General features: G+C 62.5%; 25 protein-coding genes. 13 read left to right on the top strand and 12 right to left on the bottom strand.

Going from position 1 to position 21,293, the window contains the following annotated elements; genetic code table 11:
* The first annotated feature begins 44 nt into the window (after positions 1 to 44).
* The gene (locus Q0025_RS00665; protein ID WP_297295084.1) at positions 45 to 743 is read left to right on the top strand and encodes a nucleotidyltransferase family protein; all 699 of its coding nucleotides are present in this window, start codon (positions 45 to 47) and stop codon (positions 741 to 743) included.
* 11 nt (positions 744 to 754) lie between these two features.
* Here the strand turns inward: Q0025_RS00665 and cutA are convergent, their stop codons facing one another.
* The 3 genes from cutA to Q0025_RS00650 are packed head-to-tail and all read right to left on the bottom strand — an operon-like array spanning position 755 to position 2,912.
* Positions 755 to 1,078: a divalent-cation tolerance protein CutA gene (cutA, locus tag Q0025_RS00660; protein WP_297295062.1), complete on the bottom strand. Its 324-nt coding sequence runs from the start codon at positions 1,076 to 1,078 to the stop codon at positions 755 to 757.
* An 8-nt stretch (positions 1,079 to 1,086) separates the two neighbouring features.
* Complete coding sequence (locus tag Q0025_RS00655; RefSeq protein ID WP_297295061.1) at positions 1,087 to 2,103, bottom strand: patatin-like phospholipase family protein; 1,017 nt, start codon at positions 2,101 to 2,103, stop codon at positions 1,087 to 1,089.
* Positions 2,104 to 2,126: 23 nt separating this feature from the next.
* Entirely contained in the window at positions 2,127 to 2,912 is a 786-nt protein-coding gene (locus Q0025_RS00650; RefSeq protein ID WP_297295060.1) for a 3-hydroxybutyrate dehydrogenase, read from the bottom strand.
* Positions 2,913 to 3,039: 127 nt separating this feature from the next.
* Between Q0025_RS00650 and Q0025_RS00645 the strand changes: the two genes are divergently transcribed.
* From Q0025_RS00645 to Q0025_RS00635, 3 genes are all read left to right on the top strand, one after another.
* Positions 3,040 to 3,546 (top strand): transcriptional repressor, encoded by a 507-nt coding sequence (locus tag Q0025_RS00645; protein ID WP_297295059.1) that lies wholly within the window; start codon positions 3,040 to 3,042, stop codon positions 3,544 to 3,546.
* 138 nt (positions 3,547 to 3,684) lie between these two features.
* On the top strand, positions 3,685 to 4,980 hold the full coding sequence (gene ispG / locus Q0025_RS00640; protein WP_297295058.1) for a flavodoxin-dependent (E)-4-hydroxy-3-methylbut-2-enyl-diphosphate synthase: 1,296 nt from the start codon (positions 3,685 to 3,687) through the stop codon (positions 4,978 to 4,980).
* Positions 4,981 to 5,180: 200 nt separating this feature from the next.
* The gene (locus Q0025_RS00635; RefSeq protein WP_297295057.1) at positions 5,181 to 5,687 is read left to right on the top strand and encodes a hypothetical protein; all 507 of its coding nucleotides are present in this window, start codon (positions 5,181 to 5,183) and stop codon (positions 5,685 to 5,687) included.
* A gap of 110 nt (positions 5,688 to 5,797) precedes the next feature.
* Here Q0025_RS00635 and Q0025_RS00630 read toward each other — a convergent pair whose 3' ends face one another.
* Positions 5,798 to 6,496, bottom strand: a complete 699-nt coding sequence (locus Q0025_RS00630) for a DUF1345 domain-containing protein (protein WP_297295056.1) — start codon at positions 6,494 to 6,496, stop codon at positions 5,798 to 5,800.
* Between the two features lie 11 nt (positions 6,497 to 6,507).
* Entirely contained in the window at positions 6,508 to 7,434 is a 927-nt protein-coding gene (locus tag Q0025_RS00625; protein ID WP_297295055.1) for a polyprenyl synthetase family protein, read from the bottom strand.
* Between the two features lie 69 nt (positions 7,435 to 7,503).
* Here Q0025_RS00625 and mtgA point away from each other — a divergent pair, with 69 nt between their 5' ends.
* Entirely contained in the window at positions 7,504 to 8,199 is a 696-nt protein-coding gene (mtgA, locus tag Q0025_RS00620) for a monofunctional biosynthetic peptidoglycan transglycosylase (RefSeq protein WP_297295054.1), read from the top strand.
* Positions 8,200 to 8,368: 169 nt separating this feature from the next.
* Positions 8,369 to 8,557, top strand: a complete 189-nt coding sequence (gene rpmF, locus Q0025_RS00615) for a 50S ribosomal protein L32 (protein WP_297295053.1) — start codon at positions 8,369 to 8,371, stop codon at positions 8,555 to 8,557.
* Between the two features lie 29 nt (positions 8,558 to 8,586).
* On the opposite strand, the gene phbB is transcribed toward rpmF, so the two are convergent.
* Positions 8,587 to 9,312, bottom strand: a complete 726-nt coding sequence (phbB, locus tag Q0025_RS00610; protein WP_297295052.1) for an acetoacetyl-CoA reductase — start codon at positions 9,310 to 9,312, stop codon at positions 8,587 to 8,589.
* A gap of 160 nt (positions 9,313 to 9,472) precedes the next feature.
* The gene (locus tag Q0025_RS00605) at positions 9,473 to 10,648 is read right to left on the bottom strand and encodes an acetyl-CoA C-acetyltransferase (RefSeq protein ID WP_297295051.1); all 1,176 of its coding nucleotides are present in this window, start codon (positions 10,646 to 10,648) and stop codon (positions 9,473 to 9,475) included.
* A 221-nt stretch (positions 10,649 to 10,869) separates the two neighbouring features.
* Here Q0025_RS00605 and phaR point away from each other — a divergent pair, with 221 nt between their 5' ends.
* A complete protein-coding gene (phaR, locus tag Q0025_RS00600) occupies positions 10,870 to 11,478 on the top strand; it encodes a polyhydroxyalkanoate synthesis repressor PhaR (RefSeq protein ID WP_297295050.1) in 609 nt (202 codons plus the stop codon).
* Between the two features lie 12 nt (positions 11,479 to 11,490).
* Here the strand turns inward: phaR and gloB are convergent, their stop codons facing one another.
* On the bottom strand, positions 11,491 to 12,261 hold the full coding sequence (gene gloB, locus Q0025_RS00595; protein ID WP_297295049.1) for a hydroxyacylglutathione hydrolase: 771 nt from the start codon (positions 12,259 to 12,261) through the stop codon (positions 11,491 to 11,493).
* Between the two features lie 125 nt (positions 12,262 to 12,386).
* Here gloB and Q0025_RS00590 point away from each other — a divergent pair, with 125 nt between their 5' ends.
* Positions 12,387 to 13,127 carry a methyltransferase domain-containing protein gene (locus tag Q0025_RS00590; protein WP_297295048.1) on the top strand — a complete coding sequence of 247 codons (741 nt, stop codon included), beginning with the start codon at positions 12,387 to 12,389 and terminating at the stop codon, positions 13,125 to 13,127.
* 41 nt (positions 13,128 to 13,168) lie between these two features.
* On the opposite strand, the gene Q0025_RS00585 is transcribed toward Q0025_RS00590, so the two are convergent.
* Both Q0025_RS00585 and Q0025_RS00580 read right to left on the bottom strand, forming a co-directional pair.
* The gene (locus Q0025_RS00585) at positions 13,169 to 13,432 is read right to left on the bottom strand and encodes a hypothetical protein (RefSeq protein ID WP_297295047.1); all 264 of its coding nucleotides are present in this window, start codon (positions 13,430 to 13,432) and stop codon (positions 13,169 to 13,171) included.
* Between the two features lie 3 nt (positions 13,433 to 13,435).
* Positions 13,436 to 14,128, bottom strand: coding sequence for a dienelactone hydrolase family protein (locus Q0025_RS00580; protein ID WP_297295046.1), 693 nt, complete (start codon positions 14,126 to 14,128; stop codon positions 13,436 to 13,438).
* 179 nt (positions 14,129 to 14,307) lie between these two features.
* Between Q0025_RS00580 and gluQRS the strand changes: the two genes are divergently transcribed.
* The 3 genes from gluQRS (at position 14,308) to Q0025_RS00565 (ending at position 17,584) form a co-directional block, all read left to right on the top strand.
* Positions 14,308 to 15,204 (top strand): tRNA glutamyl-Q(34) synthetase GluQRS, encoded by an 897-nt coding sequence (gene gluQRS, locus Q0025_RS00575; RefSeq protein WP_297295045.1) that lies wholly within the window; start codon positions 14,308 to 14,310, stop codon positions 15,202 to 15,204.
* A gap of 103 nt (positions 15,205 to 15,307) precedes the next feature.
* Positions 15,308 to 16,924, top strand: a complete 1,617-nt coding sequence (locus Q0025_RS00570) for a fumarate hydratase (RefSeq protein ID WP_297295044.1) — start codon at positions 15,308 to 15,310, stop codon at positions 16,922 to 16,924.
* Positions 16,925 to 17,101: 177 nt separating this feature from the next.
* Positions 17,102 to 17,584, top strand: coding sequence for a hypothetical protein (locus Q0025_RS00565; protein WP_297295043.1), 483 nt, complete (start codon positions 17,102 to 17,104; stop codon positions 17,582 to 17,584).
* 54 nt (positions 17,585 to 17,638) lie between these two features.
* On the opposite strand, the gene greB is transcribed toward Q0025_RS00565, so the two are convergent.
* Complete coding sequence (gene greB, locus Q0025_RS00560; RefSeq protein ID WP_297295042.1) at positions 17,639 to 18,181, bottom strand: transcription elongation factor GreB; 543 nt, start codon at positions 18,179 to 18,181, stop codon at positions 17,639 to 17,641.
* A 111-nt stretch (positions 18,182 to 18,292) separates the two neighbouring features.
* Here greB and pheS point away from each other — a divergent pair, with 111 nt between their 5' ends.
* A complete protein-coding gene (gene pheS / locus Q0025_RS00555) occupies positions 18,293 to 19,375 on the top strand; it encodes a phenylalanine--tRNA ligase subunit alpha (protein ID WP_297295041.1) in 1,083 nt (360 codons plus the stop codon).
* A gap of 13 nt (positions 19,376 to 19,388) precedes the next feature.
* Here the strand turns inward: pheS and Q0025_RS00550 are convergent, their stop codons facing one another.
* Positions 19,389 to 19,589, bottom strand: coding sequence for a DUF1674 domain-containing protein (locus Q0025_RS00550; RefSeq protein WP_297295040.1), 201 nt, complete (start codon positions 19,587 to 19,589; stop codon positions 19,389 to 19,391).
* A gap of 265 nt (positions 19,590 to 19,854) precedes the next feature.
* On the opposite strand from Q0025_RS00550, the gene Q0025_RS00545 reads away from it, so the two are divergent.
* Positions 19,855 to 21,222 (top strand): transcription antitermination factor NusB, encoded by a 1,368-nt coding sequence (locus tag Q0025_RS00545; protein ID WP_297295039.1) that lies wholly within the window; start codon positions 19,855 to 19,857, stop codon positions 21,220 to 21,222.
* The last annotated feature ends 71 nt before the right edge of the window (positions 21,223 to 21,293 follow it).

The raw sequence follows: 21,293 nt of genomic DNA, 5'->3' as shown, positions 1-21,293 counted from the left end.
GCGAGTTCACTTTGCCGACGAAAGCTTTCATGCCGGATAAAGCGATGGTCTTTGCCGCGGGCCTTGGCATGCGGATGCGGCCATTGACCGAGACGGTTCCGAAACCGCTCATCAAAGTCGGCGGCAAGCCGATGATCGATCATCTGCTTGATCGTTTCGCCGCAGCCGGTCTCGGCACCGCCATCGTCAATGTGCATCATCTCGCCGATCGGATCGAAGCGCATCTCGCCGGCCGCAGCGCGCCGCGGATCGTCATTTCGGACGAGCGCGACCGGCTGCTCGACCAGGGCGGCGCCATCAAAAAGGCCCTGCCGCTTCTTGGCGACGCACCCTTTTTTCTCTGCAATACAGATGCCTTCTGGGTCGAAGGCGCCAAGCCCAATCTCGAACGCCTGGCGGCCGCCTGGAATCCGGAGGAGATGGACGTGCTGCTTCTCGTTGCTGCCACGGCGACGAGTTCCGGCGTCGATTGGCCTGGCGATTTCGTCATGGACGGCTTCGGTCGGCTGGCCAAGCGCGAGGAACGCCGCGTCGCGCCTTTCGTTTATACGGGCGTCGGTATCATCAAGCCGGAGCTTTTCGCTGATGCTCCGGACGGCCCATTCCGGTTGCTGCCTTATTTCCTTAACGCGGCGGAACACGGCCGTTTGCACGGCCTGCGCCTCGACGGGATCTGGCTGCATGTCGGCACGCCGCAGGCCATCGACGACGCCGAACGGCTGATCGCCCGCTCCGTTCTTTAGGTCTGCCGCTCCTATGAGCGCTGCGTGACTTCGTCGAGCCAGGACAAATAGCCGGCAAATCCTTGCGCAACCGGTACCGCGATGATCTCCGGCACGTCGTAATCGTGCAGCGCCCGGATGGCTTGTTCGACTGCCGCATAATCGGCGGCCCTGATCTTGATCAGCAGCAAGGTTTCGTACGCCGTCTCGATTTCGCCCTTCCAGCGATAGGTGCTTTCGATCGGCATGCGCTGCACGCAGCCGGCGAGTCTTGCGGCGACGAGCGCTTCGGCAATCCGCGGCGCCATGTCGGCACTGCAAGCCGTCAAGACGACGGCATAATCCGGCTCTGCCACAGGCGCCCTCATGAATAAGCCATGCGCAGATCGAGCGTGCTCTTCTCGCCGATATGGCTATAGGTTTCGTCGAGCCAATGTTTGGCCGCGGTGCGGCCGAACTCGAAAAGCGCGCTGATGAGCTGCCAGCTCGCATCGAGCTTCGTCCCCGCATCATAGGGGCTCAAGAGGTCGCAGCCATCGATCCGATGGACCAGCGGCCGGACATAATCGTCGACGGACAGCTTGCCGGCGTCGATCAGGCGCACGACGAAATCGATCGCCCGCAATTCGCCCATCAGCGCGCCGTTGAAGGTGATCTCGTCGAGGCGATTTTGAATCTCCCGTGCGCTGCGTGGAATCGAACGCCGCACAATCGGATTGATCTGGACGATGACAATGTCCGGCGTGTCCGAGGCATAGAAGAAGGGAAACAAGGCTGGATTGCCCATATAGCCACCGTCCCAATAGGGCTCGCCATCGATGACGACGGTCCGGAACAGCGTCGGCAAGGTCGCCGAGGCCATGACATGATCGGCGGTCAGTTCGCCGCCCTTGAAAACCTTGATCTTGCCGGTGTGCACATTGGTAGCGGCAATGAGAATCTTGAATTCATCGAAGGCGCGCACCTTTTCGAAATCGATGGCCTCGTTGAGATAGTCGCGCAGCGGGTTCACATCGAGCGGATTGAATTGATAGGGGCTGGCGAAATGGGTGAAGAAATCGCTCCATAGAGACGAAAACTGGCCCCCTAGCGTCTGCGGCCCGAAAAACAGATCGAAAAATCTTGCTTGCGCCGGCGATAATGCATTTTCCGTCGAGATCGCGTGCCAGAACTGCTTGAGTTTTTCGCGTGCGCCCTCCCGGCCGTTTTCAAGCCAGCCTTCGGCAAGGACGACCGCGTTCATCGCCCCGGCGCTGGTGCCGCTCACCGCAGCAATGTCGAGCCGGCCGTCCTCGAGCAGATAATCGAGGACGCCCCAGGTGAATGCGCCATGCGAGCCGCCGCCTTGCAGGGCGAGATTGACTTTCTTGCGTTCGCTCATGCGCGCCGGCTCCCCTCTCAAGCTTATTCGGCGGTCCAGCCGCCATCGATCGAAAGATTGGCGCCGGTGATCTGAGCCGCAGCGTCCGAACACAGGAAGACCGCAAGCGCGGCGACCTGATCGACGGTCACGAATTCCTTCGTCGGCTGCGCTTTCAGCAGCACGTCCTGGATGACTTGTTCGCGAGTCAGGTTGCGCGCCTTCATCGTATCCGGAATCTGCTTTTCGACGAGCGGCGTCCAGACATAGCCGGGCGAAATGCAATTGACCGTAACGCCGAATGTCGCGAGTTCCAGCGCCGCCGTCTTGGTGAGGCCGTCAATGCCGTGTTTGGCCGAGACATAGGCCGATTTGAACGGCGAAGCGACTTTCGAATGGGCCGAGGCGGTCGAGATGATGCGGCCCCATTTGCGCGCCTTCATGCCGGGGATGGCGGCGGCGATCGCGTGAAAGGCGGCCGAAAGATTGAGCGCGATGATCTTGTCCCAAAGTTCGACCGGAAAGTTTTCGATCGGATCGACATGCTGAATGCCGGCATTGTTGATGAGGATGTCGACGCTGCCGAGATCGGCCTCGGCCTGTTTCACCATGCCGCGCACCGCGTCGGGCTTGGTGCCGTCGGCCGGCGAATAGATCGACTTGACGCCGAAATCCTTTTCAATGGCTTTGCGCTCCTTTTCGATCGCGTCGGCATCGCCGAAGCCGTTGATGACGACATTGGCGCCTTCCGCGGCCAGGCCCCGGGCGATGGCGAGGCCGATGCCGCTGGTCGAGCCCGTGACGATGGCATTGCGTGTCTTGAGCGTCATACATAACTCCTCGAGTATGGGCCGCGCCGGCGGCATCGCGATCTCAGCCGGCACATTAGGCAAGCGGGAAGCGGGCCGAAAGGTGACGGCTGTCGCCTTTGTGATCGCAGGCGGATATAATGGAAACATGACTGCATCGCGCGTGCCGCCGTCGCGGCCGAAAAAAGCCCTCACCGTCGCCGCTCTGCGCAGTGCTTTGGCCAATGCCGAGGATCTTTGTCGCCGCGAGGGCACGAAACTCACGCCCGGCCGCCGCCGCGTGCTCGAAATCCTGACCGAAGAGGGCCGCCCGCTCGGCGCCTATGATATGATCGAAAAGATCGCCGCCGCGACCGGCAAGCATCCGGCGCCCATTTCCGTCTATCGGGCCCTTGATTTCCTGCTCGAAAGCGGGCTCGTCCACCGCCTCGCCTCGCGCAACGCTTTTCTGGCTTGCCCCCACGGCCATCGGCACGAAGAGCCAGTGGTTTTCCTGATCTGCGAAACCTGCGGATCGGTGAGCGAGGCGACGTCGAAGCCGCTGCACCGGGAAATTGCCGCTTTGGGCATCGAATCGGGCTTCGCGCCGCACAATCAAATCCTTGAGATTACAGGACTTTGCCGATCGTGCGGCAATAAGGGGGCGCAGGCTTGAGCCAAGGAACAGGCGCATGCACCGCTTGACGGCTGCGGCAATTTTAAGCACCACTCCCGGCAATTGCCGTCATGACGCGGTCATGCTGAGAGGCTGCTTAAAGCGTTGCCCCGCCGGGCACCAAAGAAGAAGGTTTCCATGTCTGAGACACTGACACGCGCGATCGATCCGTCCACCGTGCTCGCCAGCGGCCCAGCCCCGCGCCGCCGTTCGGTCGGCGTCAAGGTCGGCTCGGGCAAAGGCGCGATCACGGTCGGCGGTGGCGGCCCGATCATCGTCCAGTCGATGACCAATACCGATACGGCCGACGTTGATTCAACCGTCAAGCAGGTCGCCGACCTCGCCCGCGCCGGCTCGGAACTCGTCCGCATCACCGTCGACCGCGACGAAGCCGCGGCGGCGGTGCCCCATATCCGCGAAAAACTCGACCGGATGGGCATCGACGTGCCGCTTATCGGCGACTTCCATTACATCGGCCACAAACTGCTCGCCGATCATCCGGCCTGTGCCGAGGCGCTGGCCAAATATCGCATCAATCCCGGCAACGTCGGCTTCAAGGACAAGCGCGACACGCAATTCGCCGCGATGATCGAATGCGCGATCAAGAACGGCAAGGCGGTTCGCATCGGCGCCAATTGGGGCTCGCTCGACCAGGAGCTGCTCACACGCCTGATGGACGAGAATGCCAATTCCCCGGCTCCGCTCGACGCCAGCGCCGTCACCCGCGAGGCGATGGTGCAGTCGGCGCTGCTCTCCGCCGCGCGCGCCGAAGAGCTGGGTCTCGGCCGCGACCGCATCATCCTCTCGGCCAAGGTCTCCAACGTTCAGGACCTGATCACGGTCTACCGCATGGTCGCCGCGCGCAGCGATTATGCCATCCACCTCGGCCTTACCGAGGCGGGCATGGGCTCGAAAGGCATTGTTGCCTCCTCCGCCGCTTTGGGCGTCCTGCTCCAGCAGGGCATCGGCGACACGATCCGCATCTCGCTGACGCCGGAGCCGGGCGGCGACCGCACGCTCGAGGTCAAAGTCGGTCAGGAAATTCTTCAGACGATGGGCTTTCGCACCTTCGTGCCGCTCGTCGCCGCCTGCCCCGGCTGCGGCCGCACGACTTCGACCGTTTTCCAGGAACTGGCGCGCGACATCCAAGCCTATATCCGCGATGAAATGCCCGGCTGGAAGACCCGCTATCCGGGCGTCGAGACGCTCAACGTCGCGGTGATGGGCTGCATCGTCAACGGCCCGGGCGAATCCAAACATGCCGACATCGGAATCTCCCTACCCGGTACCGGCGAGACGCCGGCGGCGCCCGTCTTCATCGACGGCAAGAAGGCGGTCACGCTCCGCGGCGAAGGCATCGCCGCCGAGTTCAAGGCCATGGTGCAGGATTATATCGAACACCGCTTCGGGAACGCCCAAGACGCCGCAGAATAAAACGCGGCGTAATAAGACGCCGCGGGAATAGGCGGCGTTTCTTTAAAATTCGATTGAATGTTTTTGCGCACTTTTTGCGCAACTGACGGTCTTTTGATCGCCCGCAAGGACCGCAGAGCGATTCGGAAGACTATATTAAAGCTCAACGGCAAGTGTTGCGGCACGGAGCAGCCGATCTCAGGCTGCAGGGAGATCAAGCAATGCGCAAGGGCTGGGCTTCTTTGACTTTCGCGGGCGCGCTCGCGCTCGCCTTCGGCTCGGCCGGCGCTCAGGCCGCCGCCAGGCACCATCACCACGCGGCGCACTACAGCCATTACCGCACGATCGGCGGCATGTCGGTCGGCGTGATGCAGCCGGGCAAGGTCTATTCGAGACAGGGGCATTATCAGGAGCTCGTCGGCGACCCCCATGGCGGCGTCGGCTTCTATCCGCTGCCCTATCAATATCGCGTCGGGGCTTGGCGCTATCATATGCGCAACGCGCCGCCGCCTTGGGCCGTCCCGCCGGTCATTGCGGCGGCGCGCGACCAGGCTGTCGAAAACTATAGCTGGGAAATGCCGACACCCGAATCGGCCTATAGCTACGGCGTCTACAATCCCGTCGACGGCGTCGGCTCACCGTTCTTTGCCGGTTATTACGGCCCGGCCGGAGATGACGAGGACGACGATTCCGGCTTTCCGTTCGGCCATCCTTATACGCAGCGATAAAGCATCGGACCGAAAAGTGCGAAGCGGTTTCGGACAAGTCCGATGCGATGAGAACGACGTGAAAGCGCCGCGCGATTCAATTTCAACGTTCGACGCTTGAAGACCGGCTCTTAAACCAGCCCCGCTGCGATATTGATCGTCAGTGCCAGCACGGCGCTGTTGAAGAAGAAGGCGACGATGCTGTGGATCGTCGCCGTGCGGCGCATAATCCGCGACGTGATGTTCACGTCGGCAGTCGCGCAGGCAACGCCGATCACGAAGGAAAAATAGAAGAAATCAAGATAGTCGGGCTGCTGATCACCGGGGAAGCGAAGCCCGCCACGCGCTTTTGCCGCCGGCGAGGTTTTCGTCTCGCGCTCCGCAAAACATTCATTGGCATAGTGCAGCGCGAACATCACATGGATGAAAGTCCAGGCGCTTAGCACCGTCGCCGCAGCGAGAATGAGATGAAAGGCGCGCTGCAGGCCGTGTACATCCTTGACCAGCAGCAATTGATAGAAGATCGCGCCGAAGGCCGCCGTTGCAGCAAAGATCGTCAAGAACAGAATACTGAAACGGCCGTCGTCCTGTGCCGCCGCGCGGCGCGCGATCGAATGCTCGTTGGCGGAGGCAACCATCATGCCGACGGCGATGAAATAAATAAAAACCCCGGCGTTCCAGCCGAGCAGAACCCGGGTGATGGTGCGAATATCGTTTGGCAGCGCAAGGCCCACGACCACGCCAAGCAGCAGGCAGATGAACAGGCGCGGCCGTGCCTGGACGACGCGAAAAGGCCAGATCAGGCGGCGACGACGACGCCGCGGGGACACCGGCGCCTCGCTCAATTTTTGCGCGCCACGGCGAAGCGTGCCGCTTCCTTCAGGATAGCCGCCCGGTGCTGCGGGAACGGGTCGAGCGCGCTGATCGCCTCCTGCGCCAAGGCATCGCGGCGCTTGCGTGCCGCATCGAGCCCCAAGGCGGCGACAAGCGTCGCCTTGTTGCGGTCCGCATCCTTGCCGGCGCGCTTGCCGAGCGCCGCCTCGTCGGCCTCGACATCGAGAATATCGTCGGCCACCTGAAAGGCGGCGCCGAGCGCCCTGCCATAGCGCGACAAGGCCGCGCGTGCTTTGTCGTCGGCACGGGCAAAGATCGCACCCGCCTCGACCGCATAATGCAGCAGCGCGCCGGTCTTCATCGATTGCAGCTGAATCACATGTTCCGCAGTATGCGGCTTTTGCGAGACTTCCGCTTCGAGGTCCATGACTTGGCCGCCGACCATATTGCCGATGCCGGCGGCACGGGCCAGCGCCAAGACCAGTGCGGCGCGGATCGCCGGGTCCGGATCGGTCGCAGGATCGGCCGTCACGTCGAAGGCGTAAGTGAGCAGCGCGTCGCCGACGAGAATAGCGGTCGCCTCGTCATAAGCCTTGTGCGTCGTCGGGCGGCCGCGGCGCAGATCGTCATTGTCGAGCGCCGGCAGATCGTCATGCACCAGCGAATAACAATGGATCATCTCGAGCGCCGCGCCGGCCCGCAAGACCCCCTCGGTCTCGATGCCGAAAAGCCGTGCGCTTTCGACGAGCAGAAACGGCCGCAGCCGTTTGCCGCCGCCAAGGCTCGCATAGCGGACGGCGCCAAGAAAATGCGCCGGACGGACGGTTTCGCCGGGCAGCGCTTTGTCCGACAGCAAGCGGTCCAGCATGTGCTCGGTGGCCTCGGCCACCTGCCCGAGCCGCGCCTGAAACTCCTGTGCCGCCGTTTCCGCCATAATCCCCTGCCTTAAACCGATTTCGGCGTTCCGCTTGCCCCATCGCGGAAGATCGGTCAAGGCTCGCGGATGGCCCGAAACGCTCGGCTTTTACAGACGCTTCGCACCGCCCTGCGGTGGAGCCTGCGGCTCATCCTGCTGCTCGTCTTGCTGCTTGCGGGCCTGATCGTCACCTTCCGCTTCATCAATCCGATCTCGACCCTGATGCTCGGGCGGATGCTGCTGCATGAGAAGATCGATCAGGACTCCGTTCCGCTTGGCCGCATGTCCGAGGCCCTGCGCGCCGCCGTGGTCACTTCGGAGGACGCGCATTTCTGCCATCACCACGGCGTCGATTGGGGCGCCATGCGCGAGGTGATCGACGAAAGCGGCATCGGCGGCCCCTCGCGCGGCGCCTCGACCATCACCATGCAGGTGGCCAAGAACGTCTTCCTCTGGCCGGGCCATTCCTACATCCGCAAGGCGCTGGAAATTCCGCTCGCCCTGGTCCTCGATTTCGTCTGGCCGAAGCGGCGCATTCTGCAGATCTATTTGAATATTGCCGAATGGGGCGATGGCATTTTCGGCGCCGAGGCGGCGGCCCGCTTCTATTTCCACGAGCCTGCGGCCGACCTCACGCTACGCCAGGCGGCGCTGATGGCGGCCGTCCTGCCCGACCCGCACCGCCGCAACGTGCTCAGGCCGAACCGCCATGTCCTCATCCACGCCCGCATCGTCGAAGACCGCATCCATGCCGGCGAGACCAATCTTACTTGCGTAAAATGAATGCCCGGCGAAAGGAGCAAAATATTGATTTTATGGTATTTTATCTCTCCCGGCGGATCGGGCGTGGAGATGCGGCGATTTTTGGATAGCCAGAACGCCCGATTGCGTGTATCAGCCCCTCAACCCATTCGCCGGCAGCTTGCCGGCCTTATTATTTCTGGAGCTGACGATGGCTGTCCCGAAGCGGAAAACCTCCCCGATGAAGCGCGGCTTCCGCCGTTCTGCCGACGCGCTGAAGGCGCCGACCTATGTCGAGGATAAGGATTCCGGTGAATTGCGCCGGCCGCATCACATCGATCTCAAGACCGGCATGTATGGTGGCCGGCAGGTGCTGAAGCAGAAGTCGGCGGAAGAATAAGGTCCGCCGCTTCGCCGTTCATGGAACGGTCAGGCCATGAACTGGCCGCCGTTGACCGAAAGCGTCGCGCCGGTGATGAAACCGGCGTCATCCGAGACGAGAAAAAGGACGCAGCGCGCGATCTCTTCGACCTTGCCGAGGCGGCCGACGGGAATTTGCGGCAGGATGGTCTTCTCCAGGACGTCCTTCGGAATCGCCTGTACCATTTCGGTTGCGATATAGCCCGGGGCGATGACGTTGACGGTAATGCCCTTCTTGGCATTCTCCTGCGCCAACGACTTGGTGAAGCCGATGTCGCCAGCCTTCGAGGCGGCATAATTCGTCTGCCCCATCTGGCCCTTTAATCCATTGATCGACGAGATGTTGACGATACGGCCGAAGCCGCGCTCGCGCATGCCCTCGATCACCGGCCGGGTCATATTGAACAGCGAATTGAGATTGGTATTGATGACGCCGTACCATTGCTCGGGCTTCATCTTATGAAGCATCGCGTCGCGGGTGATGCCGGCATTGTTGATGAGAACCTCGACCGGCCCGAGATCGGCCGTGACCTTACTGAGGCCGCTCGCGCAAGCTTCGCAGTCCGACACATCCCATTTGTAAACGGGAATGCTCGTTTCGCTCTTGAATTTGGCCGCCGCCTCATCGTTGCCGGCGTAGACCGCCGCAACGCGATAACCCGACTTCGCCAAAGCTTTGCTGACGGCCGCGCCTATTCCGCGCGTGCCGCCGCTCACCACCGCCACGCGTGCCATCTGCTTCCTTCCCTAGATCGACGCCAGCTTCGGCGCTTTGCTTATCAGCGGATTTTGAGAGAAATGTTTAGCCCCCTGCAGCACGCGCGAACATTCTCCTTTAGGCGGGATACAACATTGATCGAACGCAAAGGCTTCGGGGCAATTTTCGCCCGATGCCTTAGCGCTCCACCGCGAGAGCAATGCCCATGCCACCACCGATGCACAGGGTCGCCAATCCCTTATGGGCGCCGCGGCGCTGCAATTCGTAAAGCAGCGTGGTCAGGATACGGGCGCCGGAGGCGCCGATCGGATGGCCGATGGCAATCGCGCCGCCGTTCACGTTGACGATGGCGGGATCCCAGCCGAGATCCTTGTTGACGGCGAGGGCCTGCGCCGCGAACGCCTCGTTCGCCTCGACGAGATCGAGATCTTTGACCTTCCAGCCGGCCTTATCGAGCGCTTTGCGCGTCGCCGGAATGGGGCCCGAACCCATCACCGCGGGATCGACACCGGCGGTTGCCCAGGCGGCGATGCGCGCCAGCGGCGTCAGCCCCCGCGCACGCGCTTCCTCGGCGCTCATCAGAACGAGCGCCGCGGCGCCATCGTTGAGGCCCGAAGCATTGCCGGCCGTCACCGTGCCGTCCTTCGAGAAGGCCGGCTTCAATTTTGTGAGACCCTCAAGCGTCGTTCCGGCGCGGATATATTCGTCGCTGTCGACGACGACATCGCCCTTGCGGGTCGAGACGGTGAAGGGTGCAATCTCGTCAGTGAACTTGCCCGCCTTCTGCGCCGCCTCGGCTTTGTTCTGCGAGCCGAGCGCGAATTTATCCTGCTCCTCGCGGCTGATCTGCCATTTGGCGGCGACGTTCTCCGCGGTGATGCCCATGTGATAATTATTGAAGACGTCGGTCAGACCGTCCTTGATCATCGAATCGATGAATTTCACATCGCCCATCTTGGTCCCGGCGCGCAGATGCGCGACATGCGGCGACAGCGACATGCTCTCCTGGCCGCCGGCAACGACGATCTTGGCATCGTCACTGGCGATCTGCTGCATGCCGAGCGCGACGGCACGCAGCCCGGAACCGCACACCTGATTGAGGCCAAAAGCCGTCTTCTCCTTCGGCACCCCGGCCTTCATCGCCGCTTGGCGCGCCGGGTTTTGCCCCTCGCCTGCGCCGAGGACCTGGCCGAGGATGACTTCATCGACTTCGGCTGGCTCGACTTTGGCGCGCTGCAACGCAGCGGTGACGGCGGCAGCGCCCAGCTCATGCGCCGGAATCGTGGCAAAAGCGCCGTTGAAAGCGCCGACCGCGGTCCGCGCCGCAGCTACGATGACGACCTCGCGCGACATGACTCACTCTCCCTGGGCAAAGCTTCGCCCGGCTGACGCGCCGGCCGCATAAACCATTCTCAGCATTTCCGGGTTGGCGGCGTCAAGAAAATCCCCAATCGTCCTTTCGGACGATGCAATTTGGGTTTTCGCACGGCAATAAAACGCTTATGTTGCAGTCCGCGCAGCGGTTTGCGGACATTTGTTTGATGCTGATCTCTTTCTAGGGGTGGTTATCCGACATGGCTAACGACAAGCAGCCCACCACAATTAAGAAATATGCCAATCGTCGCCTCTATAACACCGGCACCAGCGCTTATGTGACGCTCGAAGATCTCGCCGAAATGGTGAAGAAGGGCGAGGACTTCGTCGTCTATGATGCCAAGACAGGCGAAGAAATCACCCGCTCGGTGTTGACCCAAATCATATTCGAGCAGGAGGGCAAGAACGGGCAGAGCCTGCTGCCGATCGCGTTCCTGCGCCAGCTCATCCGCTTTTATGGCGACAGCATCCAGATGCTGGTGCCGAGCTATCTCGAATTTACCATCGACAAGCTGACGAGCGATCAGCACAAATTCCGCGAGCAATTCGAGGCGGCGCTTGGGGTTTCGCCGCTCACGGCGCCGACCCGGCAGATGTTCGGCTCGCTCGAGGAGCAGACCCGCAAGAACATGGCCTTGTTCAGCCAGGCGCTGACCATGTTCTCGCCTTTTGCCGCAGCGAAGCCTGCGGCTGAAGCGGAGCCTTCGGGCGCCGCAGGCGAAGGCTCGGGCAAGGCCGATCTCGATGAGATGAAACGTCAGCTCGACGAGATGCAGAAGCGGCTCGAGCAATTGGCGCCGAAGGAATGAGCGTGCGCCGCGTCAGGCGCGATTTTTAGCCTCGCGCAAAGCGGCAAAGGCCTCCGCTGCCGGCGCATCCTGAAGCCCGAGGCTGCGTTGGATTGCGGCTTCGCCGGCGCGCAAAAATGGATTGGTTGCGCGTTCGAGATCGATCCGCGTTGGCAAGGTCAATCGGCCTCCGGCACGCAGCGCGGCGACCGCCTCGGCCCGGCGGCGCAAGGTCTGGTTCTCCGGGTCGACGCTGAGCGCAAAGCGGGCATTGGCCAGCGTATATTCGTGGCCGCAATAGACCTGTGTCTCAGGCGGCAGGTCGGCGAGCTTCATCAACGAACGATAGAGCACCGCCGGCGGCGCCTCGAAGGCGCGGCCGCAGCCCATTGCGAACAGCGTATCGCCGGCAAACAGCAAATGGTCGGCCGCAAACCAATAGGCGATGTGGCCGCGCGTATGGCCCGGCACGCCGAGCACCTGCGCCTCGCGCGTGCCGATCATAACCTTGTCGCCCTCGCTCAATTCACGGTCGAGGCCGCCGATCTGATCGGCTTCGAGCGCCGGGCCGCTGACCCGCACGTGTGGGAACACGGCCTTGAGGCCGGGCACACCTTGGATGTGGTCGGCATGATGATGCGTGAGCAGGATGTCGGACAGTGCCCAGCCCTTCGTGGCGAGCGCGCTGATGATCGGCGTCGCATCCGGCGCATCGATCGCGGCTGTGGCGCCGGTCGCCGCGTCATGCAGCAGAACGCAGAGATTGTCGCTTAGGCAGAGAAACTGATGGATTTCGAGGCTCATGTTCCAAAGCTCTTGGACCTGTCTTGCGGCGCCGTCCATTTAACCGCAGCGGCCAAGCCGCCCGTCGCACCTTATAACGCGAAAAAGCCTTTCCGCGAGCCGGGTCGGCGTGCGAGGAAAGCCCCATGACGCTCGATATCGTCGATCTGCGCAGCTTTTACGATTCCCCCTTGGGCCGGGCGACGGAGCGTTTTCTCGGCGAAGCGATCCGGGCGCGCTTCGACAATTGTATCGGCCAGGCGGTGCTCGGGATCGGCTATGCTGCGCCCTATCTCGAAATGTTCCGCGGCGATGCCTTGCGGGTTCTCGCTTTCATGCCGGCGGGGCAAGGCGTCGTGAACTGGCCGGAGCCTGGTCCTTCCGCCTCGGCGCTGATCGAGACCGGCATGCTGCCCTTGCCCGATTCTTGCATCGATCGCGTGCTGGTCATCCACGCTCTGGAGATTGCCGAACATCCACGCGAATTGCTCGGAGAGATTTGGCGAATTCTCACGCCCGGCGGTCGGATGCTGGCGATTGCGCCGCGCCGCGCCGGACTTTGGGCGCAGCTTGATACGACGCCCTTCGGCAACGGCCAGCCCTATTCGCGCAGTCAGCTTCGCGATCTGATGCGCGATGCGCTGTTCTCGCCGACCCATTGGGGCGAGGCGCTCTATTTTGCCCCCTTCGAGGGCAAGATCGTGCTGCGCTCGGCGCCGCTGTTCGAAAAGATCGGCGCCAAACTCTCGCTCCCCGGCGCCGGCGTCATTTTTGTCGAAGCGATGAAGCAGCTTTACCGGCCCGTCGGACTGCGGCGCACCAGCCCCGCGCTCCAGCCGTTACAGCCGGTACTTGGCACCCGCCCTGCCGGCATTGCGCCGGGTTAACGCATCGGACCGGAACGTGCGGCTTTATCAAGCGAGCTCACTCAATGCTGCGAGACACCCACAGCCTCGCCGTTTTCGTCTTTGTTGATGATCTTGTCGTCACATACCAACACGTCTTCATTTTCTGACCATTGAGCAGCGGTGGATTGGTCAGTCAAATCAACGTCATACGATAAGCCCGATTGAAGAACGATCAAATCGCCGTCCTCTGAAATCGTCTCGATCGTGTCCGCGTCGCATCCGGCAAAGGCGGGATGGGGGGCAAGGGCAACAATTATGATCAGAAAGAGGAGTTTCGCGCGCATCGGTCACCCCAGGCCCCGCGGAGCCGGCGCTGGAAGCCCGAGCGATTTGGCGAGAAACAGAGCGCCGTGCAAGAGGCCGCCGCCGTCGATGCCATGGCCGATACCGAGCGCCAGATGCCATTGTACCGGAATGCCCGCCTCGGCCAATTGTTCGGCAGCGATGAACATGGCATCGACCGGGATCACCTCATCTTGATCACCATGGGCGAGCAGAATCGGCGGTGGTCTGCCCTTGCCATCCTTGGCTTGCGCCGAGGCCAGATGCTCGGGCCCGGCAAGCAGGCCCGAATAGCCGAGGATCGCCGCCGGAGCCCGCTTGCGCCGGAGCCCGGCGTGCAAGGCGAGCATCGTGCCTTGGCTGAAGCCGACAAGCGCCAGCCGGTCATCGCCGAGGCCGTAGCGGGCGAGTTCGGCATCGAGAAATTGATCGAGCACCGGCTGCGCCCGAACGACGCCTGGCCACAATTCGGTTTCGTCGCGAAGCGACAGCGGAAACCATTGCCGCCCGATCGGCGCCTGCGCGCAGGGTTCGGGCGCGTGCGGCGCGGCGAAGGCCGTATCGGGCAAAAAGTCCTGCCATTGCTGGCCGATGGCGAGGAGATCGTTGCCGTCCGCGCCATAGCCGTGGAGGAAGACGACGAGCTGCTTGGCTCGCCCTTTGGGCGCAAGCCGGGGACCGTCGAGACTGGCAGCCATGCGAAATTCCAGGGACACAGCGAAGAGACCTGTCCGTTTTGCAAAAAGTCACGCAATCGGCAAGGCCGAGTAAGCCTTGCCGCAGCGCGCAGTCATCCCATTTTTAATCGGGTGGTTTTATAATGGGCAGGCGCGCCGGCAGGGCCGGCTAGCCTTTTGACGCAGCGTTGACCCCGTCGATGACCCGATCCTACATCTCGCGCGTCTTTCGCTTCGCCCCGTCGCCGAACGGCTATCTGCATCTCGGTCACGGCTTTTCGGCGCTGCTGAACCAGGAGATGGCGATGGCCACCGGCGGCAAGCTCTTGTTACGGATCGAGGATATCGATCTCGAACGCTGCCGGCCGGAGTTCGAGCAGGCGATCCTTGACGATCTCACTTGGCTTGGTCTCGCATGGCAGCAGCCGGTGCGCCGCCAGTCCGAGCATTTCGACGCCTATCGCGACGCCTTGGCAAGCCTGCAGAGGCGCGGCCTCGTCTATCCCTGCTTCTGCTCGCGCGCCGATGTCGTCGCCGCGACCTCCGAGCGGCCGGATTGGCCGCGAGACCCTGACGATTCGCCGCTCTACCCCGGCACCTGCAAGCAGCTTTCGTCGGCCGAGCGCCAGCGCCGTCTCAAGGCTGGCCAGCCGGCAGCCTGGCGTCTCGACATGGCCGCGGCGCTCAAAGAGGTGCATCAACCGATCGATTGGCGCGAATACGGCGGCGGCAGCGAACCGCGCCGCGTCAAGGCCGAACCTGCGCTCTGGGGCGATGCCGTCCTCGCGCGCAAGGATGTGCCGGCAAGCTATCACATCGCCGTCGTCGTCGACGACGCGCTGCAGGGCGTGACGGATGTGGTGCGTGGCGAAGATCTGTTCATGGCGACGGGTCTGCACCGCTTGCTGCAAATTCTGCTCGATCTGCCGGCGCCGGATTATCATCACCACGAGCTGCTGCGCGACGCCGCCGGCCGAAAACTGTCGAAAAGCCTGCGGGCGAAATCGCTGCGCGCCCTGCGCCAGGAAGGGCTGACCCCGACGAAGCTCAAAGCCCAATTCGGCTTGCATAAGCGCAGCTTCGCATTCGTGCCTTGAAGGCCTTCGCAAATCCGGCAGAATCGACGCCGCGTCCGCGGGTTGCTATAGCAGCCCGAAGCGATGCGCCGTCCGGCGCGAGGATAAGGAAGAAAGCGCCGCGATGACGTTTCATTACGCCCCGATCTTTCCTGCGACCAAGGACGAAACGGCCTACCGTAAATTGACCGATCAAGGCGTGCGCATCGAAAAGTTCGGCGCCCGCGACATGCTCGTTGTCGAGCCCGAAGCGCTGCGGCTTCTTGCTGAAGCAGCGATGATCGACATCAACCATCTGCTGCGGCCCGGCCATCTCGCCCAGCTCGCCAGAATCCTCGACGATCCGGAAGCGACCGACAATGACAAGTTCGTCGCTTACGATCTTTTGAAGAACGCCAATATCGCCGCCGGCGGCATTCTGCCGATGTGCCAGGACACCGGCACCGCGATTGTGATGGGCAAGAAGGGCCGCCGTGTCTTCACCGAAGGCAATGACGAGGCCGCGCTCGCCGAAGGCATCTGGAACGCTTACGAGAGGAAAAACCTGCGCTATTCGCAGCTCGCGCCGCTTTCGATGTTCGAAGAGACGAATACGAAGACCAATCTGCCGGCGCAGATCGAAATCTTCAGCGATGGCGATGACGCCTACAAGTTTCTGTTCATGGCCAAGGGCGGCGGCTCGGCCAATAAGACGTTTTTGTATCAAGGCACGCCATCGCTGTTGACGCACGATCGGCTGATCGCCTTCCTCAAAGAAAAGATTTTGACGCTCGGCACATCGGCCTGTCCGCCCTATCATCTCGCTATCGTCATCGGCGGCACATCGGCCGAGCTCAATTTGAAGACGGTGAAGCTCGCCTCGACGCGCTATTACGATACGCTGCCCGAAACCGGCAGCGCGGCGGCACAGGCCTTCCGCGATCGCGCGCTCGAAGAGGAGATTTTTGCACTGACGCAAAATCTCGGCGTCGGGGCGCAATTCGGCGGCAAATATTTCTGCCATGACGTGCGCGTCATCCGGCTGCCGCGACATGGCGCGTCGCTGCCGATCGGCCTTGGCGTCTCCTGTTCGGCCGACCGCCAGGCACTTGGCAAGATCACCAAGGACGGCGTCTTCCTCGAAGAGCTGGAACACGATCCGGCAAAATATCTGCCGTCTGTTGCCACGGATGATCTCAGCGGCGATGTGGTGAACATCGATCTCACCCGGCCGATGTCCGAGATTCTTGCGACCTTGTCGCGCTATCCGATCAAGACGCGGCTTTCGCTCAATGGCCCGATGATCGTTGCGCGCGATCTCGCGCATGCGAAACTGCGCGAAAAGCTTGAGCGCGGCGAACCGCTGCCGGATTATTTTAAGAACCATCCGGTCTATTACGCCGGCCCAGCGAAGACGCCGGCAGGTTATGCTTCGGGCTCCTTCGGCCCGACGACGGCCGGACGCATGGATTCGTTTGTCGATCAGTTTCAAGCGGCCGGCGGTTCGATGGTGATGCTCGCGAAAGGCAATCGCTCGTCACAAGTACGCGAGGCCTGCGCCAAACATGGCGGCTTCTATCTCGGCTCGATCGGCGGCGCCGCAGCGCAGCTGGCGCAGGATTGTATCACCAAGGTCGACGTTCTCGCCTATCCAGAGCTTGGCATGGAAGCCATCTGGCGAATCGAAGTGAAGGATTTTCCCGCTTTCATCGTCATCGACGACAAGGGCAATGACTTCTTCAAGGAACTTAATCTCGGCTGAAGCGTCGACTGATGTGCGGCGATGCACCGCGAGGATGCCGGATCTTTTGAACATGCGGCATCCTCTGCTTCGGACCGAGATCGGACTTGGCACAGGATGCTTCGCCGTTGGCCAGATTGACCCGTCAAGATCGGCGTGGTTCGATCTGCGCCTCGTTTCATCGAGCAAGGGGGATTTATGCCTCGTTCCAAACTTTCGCTTGTCGCGCTCGTGCCTTTCGTTGCCGGTACGCTCGCTGTCTCCGAACCGGTGCAAGCCCAAGATGCCGGTGACGTGGCGGCGGGCCTTCTCACAGGTATCGCCGGCGCCTTCGCCTTCGGCGGCCGCAACTACTGCTGGTACGACAACGGCTGGAATGGCCCTGGCTGGTACTGGTGCGGCTATGCCTATAATTACGGTGCCGGTTGGGGCGGCCCTGTCGGTTGGCATGGCTGGCGCTGGCACGGCGGGTATGCGCCTGGCTATCGCCACGGATGGCGGCCGAGACCCGGTTGGCACGGTGGTGGTGGCGGCGGCTGGCACGGCGGCGGCGGACGGCCCGGCGGCGGTGGCTGGCACGGTGGCGGACGACCTGGTGGCGGACGGCCCCGTGGTGGCGGCGGAGGCGGTCATGGCGGGGGCGGTCACGGTGGCGGTGGTGGCCACGGCGCCGCGCATTAGCAAGTCACGCGTTCGATCGCTGCTCTTTCACGGCCGGGGTTTCGCCCGGCCGTTTCAATAAGCGATCTTCAGAACCTCCAGCCGGTCGATGCCTTTCGGCACGCGCACTTCGACCTCATCGCCTTCCTCGGCCTTGAGCAGCGCCCGGGCAACCGGCGAAATCCAACTGATCTCGTTGAATTCCGCGCGCGCCTCGTCGATGCCGACGATACGGACGGTCCTCTCTTCGCCCTCGCCGTTCAAATAAGTCACCGTCGCACCGAAAAAGACATGCGACTTGTCCTTCTGCTTTTTCGGATCGACGACTTCGGCGCTCTCGATCCGCTTCAGCAGAAACCGCATGCGCCGGTCGATTTCGCGCAGGCGGCGCTTGCCATAGATGTAATCGCCATTCTCGGAGCGGTCGCCATTACCCGCCGCCCAGGCGACGGTTTCGACCACTTTCGGCCGCTCGTCTTGCTGCAGGCGGCGAAATTCGTCGCGCAATCGCTGCAGCCCATCCGGAGTCATATAATTCGTGACGCCGCCGGGAAGCTCGGCAGCCTCGTCCTCGAATTCGACCTCGCTGTCGTCTTCCTTCGTAAAAGCTTTGCTCATCCCCGGATAGTTGGTCCAAATTCGGCCTCTGACAAGGGCTTGGCCTTTTCTGGACTTCGCCGCGCCCGCATGGCAAAAGCGCCGCTCTGGATCCCCCGCCGCGCCGAGCCTATGTCCGAAATCGCCCAACTCGAACAGGAAATCCTCACCGCCATAGCCGCCGCCGCGGACGAGCCGGCGCTCGAAACCGTGCGGGTTGCCGCGCTTGGGAAGAAAGGGTCGATCTCGGCCCTGCTCGCCGGCCTCGGCAAAATGGCCCCGGACGAGCGCAAGGTACAGGGCGCGGTCATCAATATGGTCAAAGACCGGGTGAGCGCCGCGCTCGCCGAGCGCCGCGGCGTCCTCAAGGAAGCCGCGCTCGAAGCGAGGCTCGCCCATGAGACGCTCGACGTCACCCTGCCGGCGCGCACCAGCCCGCTCGACCTTGGCCGTGTGCATCCGATTTCGCAGGTCATGGACGAACTTGCGGCGATCTTCGCCGATCTCGGCTTCGCCATCGCCGAAGGGCCGGACATCGAGACCGACGACTATAATTTCACCAAGCTGAATTTTCAGCCGGATCATCCGGCCCGCGAGATGCACGATACGTTCTTCCTGAAGCCGGACGCATCAGGCGAACGCAAATTGCTGCGCACGCACACAAGTCCTGTGCAGGTGCGCACCATGCTGACCCAGCGCCCGCCGATCCGTGTCATCTGTCCTGGCCGCACGTATCGGTGCGATTCCGACCAGACGCATACGCCCATGTTCCATCAGGTCGAGGGCCTCGTCATCGACAAGCAAGCACACCTCGGCAATCTCAAATGGGTATTGAGCGAGTTCTGCAAAGCTTTCTTCGAAGTGCCTAACGTCACGATGCGTTTTCGGCCGAGCTATTTTCCGTTCACCGAACCGTCGATGGAGGTCGATATCCAATGCGCGCGCAAAGCCGGCGAGATCCGCTTCGGTGAGGGCGAGGATTGGCTCGAAATCCTCGGCTGCGGCATGGTCCACCCGAATGTGCTCAGCAATTGCGGCCTCGATCCGAATGTCTATCAGGGCTTTGCCTGGGGCATCGGGATCGATCGTATTGCCATGCTCAAATATGGCATGCCGGACTTGCGCGCCTTTTTCGACGCCGATGTCCGCTGGCTGCAGCACTACGGCTTCCGGCCGCTCGACATTCCGACCCTGCTCGCGGGCCTGAGCAATTAGCGCAGCTTCGCGATTAAAAATCGCTGATGATGCCCTTCACCTCCCAATCGCCGTAGCGAACCGGATCGGGGCCGTCGCGGCCGCCGATTTCCCGCGGGCGTGGACTGTCGTCCTTGGCTGCGCGGCGTGCCGCAGCCTCGGCCAAAGCGCGTTGCGCCGCCGCACTCAGCTTATGCGCTTGGCCCTTCGGCTCAGCCGGCTTTTCGTCCTGCATCCTCGATTCCTTCCACGGCAAAGACCCAACGGTGTTCTGAAATCCACCAAAGTGGCGGAACTATAACGCCTGCATACGCGTCTGATTTCCGACACAAGCCGCGGCAATGGTGGCATTGTCGGATCGTGCGCGGCCGAATCGCGCGACTGTGTGTCTGCGCACGCACAACGGGCGTTGCGCGGATAAATCAGAGTTCAGCCGATTGAGGCTGTTTTCGCCGGAAAAGTCATGCAACTTTTTTCGAACATGCTCTAAGACATTCTTGATGAAGAAGCCGCCGCGCCTCGCCGCCGCCGACCTCGCCAAGCAGGAAGCCGTCAAAATCCCCGGTCTCGCGGCGCGCCTCGCCGCAGCCGCGATTTTGCGCGACGTGATCGTCAACGGCCATACGCTCGATGAGATCTTTGCCGCGCCCGCGGGCCTGTCGCGGCTCGGCGGCCTGGCGCCGCGCGACATCGCACTAACCCGCTCGATCGTCACCGCGGCGCTGCGTCGGCTCGGCACGATCCGCCTCGCGCTCGCCGCTTTGCTCGACAACGGCTTTCCGCGCCCGGCGCCGCAGCTCGAATGGATTCTGACGGCGGCGGCCGCACAGATCCTGTTTCTCGACGTCCCCGATCATGCAGCCGTCGATCTCGCCGTGCGGATGACACGGCTTGATCCGAAAAGCGCGCCCTATGCTGCGCTCGTCAACGGCGTCGCCCGCAATCTCGCCCGCCGGCGGGACGAATTTCTTGCGTCGGGCACGGCGCTCGATATCGACACGCCGGCCTGGCTCGCTGCGCGCTGGCGCAAAGCTTATGGCGAAGAGACCGCGCAAGCGATCGCCGCCGCCAACCGGCTCGAGCCGACATTGGACATCAGCGTTAAATCCGATCCCGCATTCTGGGCCGAAAAGCTCGACGCCGTCCTGCTTCCGACGGGCTCGGTGCGGCTCAAGACCCACGCGCCCGTGCATGACCTCCCGGGCTATGACGAGGGCGCTTGGTGGGTGCAGGATGCCGCCGCAGCCTTGCCGGCGCAGCTTCTGGAGGTCTCGCCCGGTTTTCATGTCGGCGATCTCTGTTCGGCGCCGGGTGGCAAGGCGGCGCAACTCGCGGCGCGCGGCGCACGCGTAACGGCCGTCGACCGTTCCGCCGAGCGGTTGAAGATCCTTGCGACCAACTTTCAGCGCCTTCGCCTCGAAGCCGAAGTCGTCGTCGCCGACGTGACGACGCTCAACGGCTACGCTTTCGACGCCGTCCTGCTCGATGCGCCCTGTTCCGGCACCGGCACGATCCGCCGCCATCCCGACATCGCCTGGACGAAAAAGACCGGCGACATCGCCAAGCTCGCGGCGCTGCAAACGAAGATGCTCGACAAAGCCTTTGAACTGGTCAGGCCGGGCGGCACGTTGATCTATTGCGTCTGTTCCATCGAGCCGGAAGAAGGCGAACAGCAGATCGCCAATCTTCTGCGCCGCAATCCCGATGTCAGCCGCGCCCCGATTACAGCCGAAGACGTCGGAGGCCAATCCGGCTTCATCAATGCGCAAGGCGAATTGCGCACGCTCCAGCCCTATCTGCCTTCGGACGATCCGCGCCTTTCGGGCATCGACGGTTTCTTCGCCGCAAGACTTGTGCGCCGCGCCTAGTTCTTCGGCTCTCTCTCTAGACCCAGTCAGCATTTTAGCCGAAATTGATTAAATCACCGGCCGGCGGCAAG

Source organism: uncultured Methylovirgula sp. (assembly GCF_947646745.1).
Taxonomy (GTDB): domain Bacteria; phylum Pseudomonadota; class Alphaproteobacteria; order Rhizobiales; family Beijerinckiaceae; genus Methylovirgula.
This window is presented reverse-complemented; position numbering and strand designations above follow the sequence as displayed.

What these genes read in the sequence shown, in the direction of transcription:
- Q0025_RS00665 (WP_297295084.1), top strand. Translation starts at nt 45, where the DNA reads ATGGTCTTTGCCGCGGGCCTTGGCATGCGGATGCGGCCATTGACCGAG.
- Q0025_RS00655 (WP_297295061.1), bottom strand. Translation starts at nt 2,103, where the DNA reads ATGAGCGAACGCAAGAAAGTCAATCTCGCCCTGCAAGGCGGCGGCTCG.
- Q0025_RS00650 (WP_297295060.1), bottom strand. Translation starts at nt 2,912, where the DNA reads ATGACGCTCAAGACACGCAATGCCATCGTCACGGGCTCGACCAGCGGC.
- Q0025_RS00645 (WP_297295059.1), top strand. Translation starts at nt 3,040, where the DNA reads ATGACTGCATCGCGCGTGCCGCCGTCGCGGCCGAAAAAAGCCCTCACC.
- ispG (WP_297295058.1), top strand. Translation starts at nt 3,685, where the DNA reads ATGTCTGAGACACTGACACGCGCGATCGATCCGTCCACCGTGCTCGCC.
- Q0025_RS00635 (WP_297295057.1), top strand. Translation starts at nt 5,181, where the DNA reads ATGCGCAAGGGCTGGGCTTCTTTGACTTTCGCGGGCGCGCTCGCGCTC.
- Q0025_RS00625 (WP_297295055.1), bottom strand. Translation starts at nt 7,434, where the DNA reads ATGGCGGAAACGGCGGCACAGGAGTTTCAGGCGCGGCTCGGGCAGGTG.
- mtgA (WP_297295054.1), top strand. Translation starts at nt 7,504, where the DNA reads ATGGCCCGAAACGCTCGGCTTTTACAGACGCTTCGCACCGCCCTGCGG.
- rpmF (WP_297295053.1), top strand. Translation starts at nt 8,369, where the DNA reads ATGGCTGTCCCGAAGCGGAAAACCTCCCCGATGAAGCGCGGCTTCCGC.
- phbB (WP_297295052.1), bottom strand. Translation starts at nt 9,312, where the DNA reads ATGGCACGCGTGGCGGTGGTGAGCGGCGGCACGCGCGGAATAGGCGCG.
- Q0025_RS00605 (WP_297295051.1), bottom strand. Translation starts at nt 10,648, where the DNA reads ATGTCGCGCGAGGTCGTCATCGTAGCTGCGGCGCGGACCGCGGTCGGC.
- phaR (WP_297295050.1), top strand. Translation starts at nt 10,870, where the DNA reads ATGGCTAACGACAAGCAGCCCACCACAATTAAGAAATATGCCAATCGT.
- gloB (WP_297295049.1), bottom strand. Translation starts at nt 12,261, where the DNA reads ATGAGCCTCGAAATCCATCAGTTTCTCTGCCTAAGCGACAATCTCTGC.
- Q0025_RS00590 (WP_297295048.1), top strand. Translation starts at nt 12,387, where the DNA reads ATGACGCTCGATATCGTCGATCTGCGCAGCTTTTACGATTCCCCCTTG.
- Q0025_RS00585 (WP_297295047.1), bottom strand. Translation starts at nt 13,432, where the DNA reads ATGCGCGCGAAACTCCTCTTTCTGATCATAATTGTTGCCCTTGCCCCC.
- Q0025_RS00580 (WP_297295046.1), bottom strand. Translation starts at nt 14,128, where the DNA reads ATGGCTGCCAGTCTCGACGGTCCCCGGCTTGCGCCCAAAGGGCGAGCC.
- gluQRS (WP_297295045.1), top strand. Translation starts at nt 14,308, where the DNA reads ATGACCCGATCCTACATCTCGCGCGTCTTTCGCTTCGCCCCGTCGCCG.
- Q0025_RS00570 (WP_297295044.1), top strand. Translation starts at nt 15,308, where the DNA reads ATGACGTTTCATTACGCCCCGATCTTTCCTGCGACCAAGGACGAAACG.
- Q0025_RS00565 (WP_297295043.1), top strand. Translation starts at nt 17,102, where the DNA reads ATGCCTCGTTCCAAACTTTCGCTTGTCGCGCTCGTGCCTTTCGTTGCC.
- greB (WP_297295042.1), bottom strand. Translation starts at nt 18,181, where the DNA reads ATGAGCAAAGCTTTTACGAAGGAAGACGACAGCGAGGTCGAATTCGAG.
- pheS (WP_297295041.1), top strand. Translation starts at nt 18,293, where the DNA reads ATGTCCGAAATCGCCCAACTCGAACAGGAAATCCTCACCGCCATAGCC.
- Q0025_RS00550 (WP_297295040.1), bottom strand. Translation starts at nt 19,589, where the DNA reads ATGCAGGACGAAAAGCCGGCTGAGCCGAAGGGCCAAGCGCATAAGCTG.
- Q0025_RS00545 (WP_297295039.1), top strand. Translation starts at nt 19,855, where the DNA reads ATGAAGAAGCCGCCGCGCCTCGCCGCCGCCGACCTCGCCAAGCAGGAA.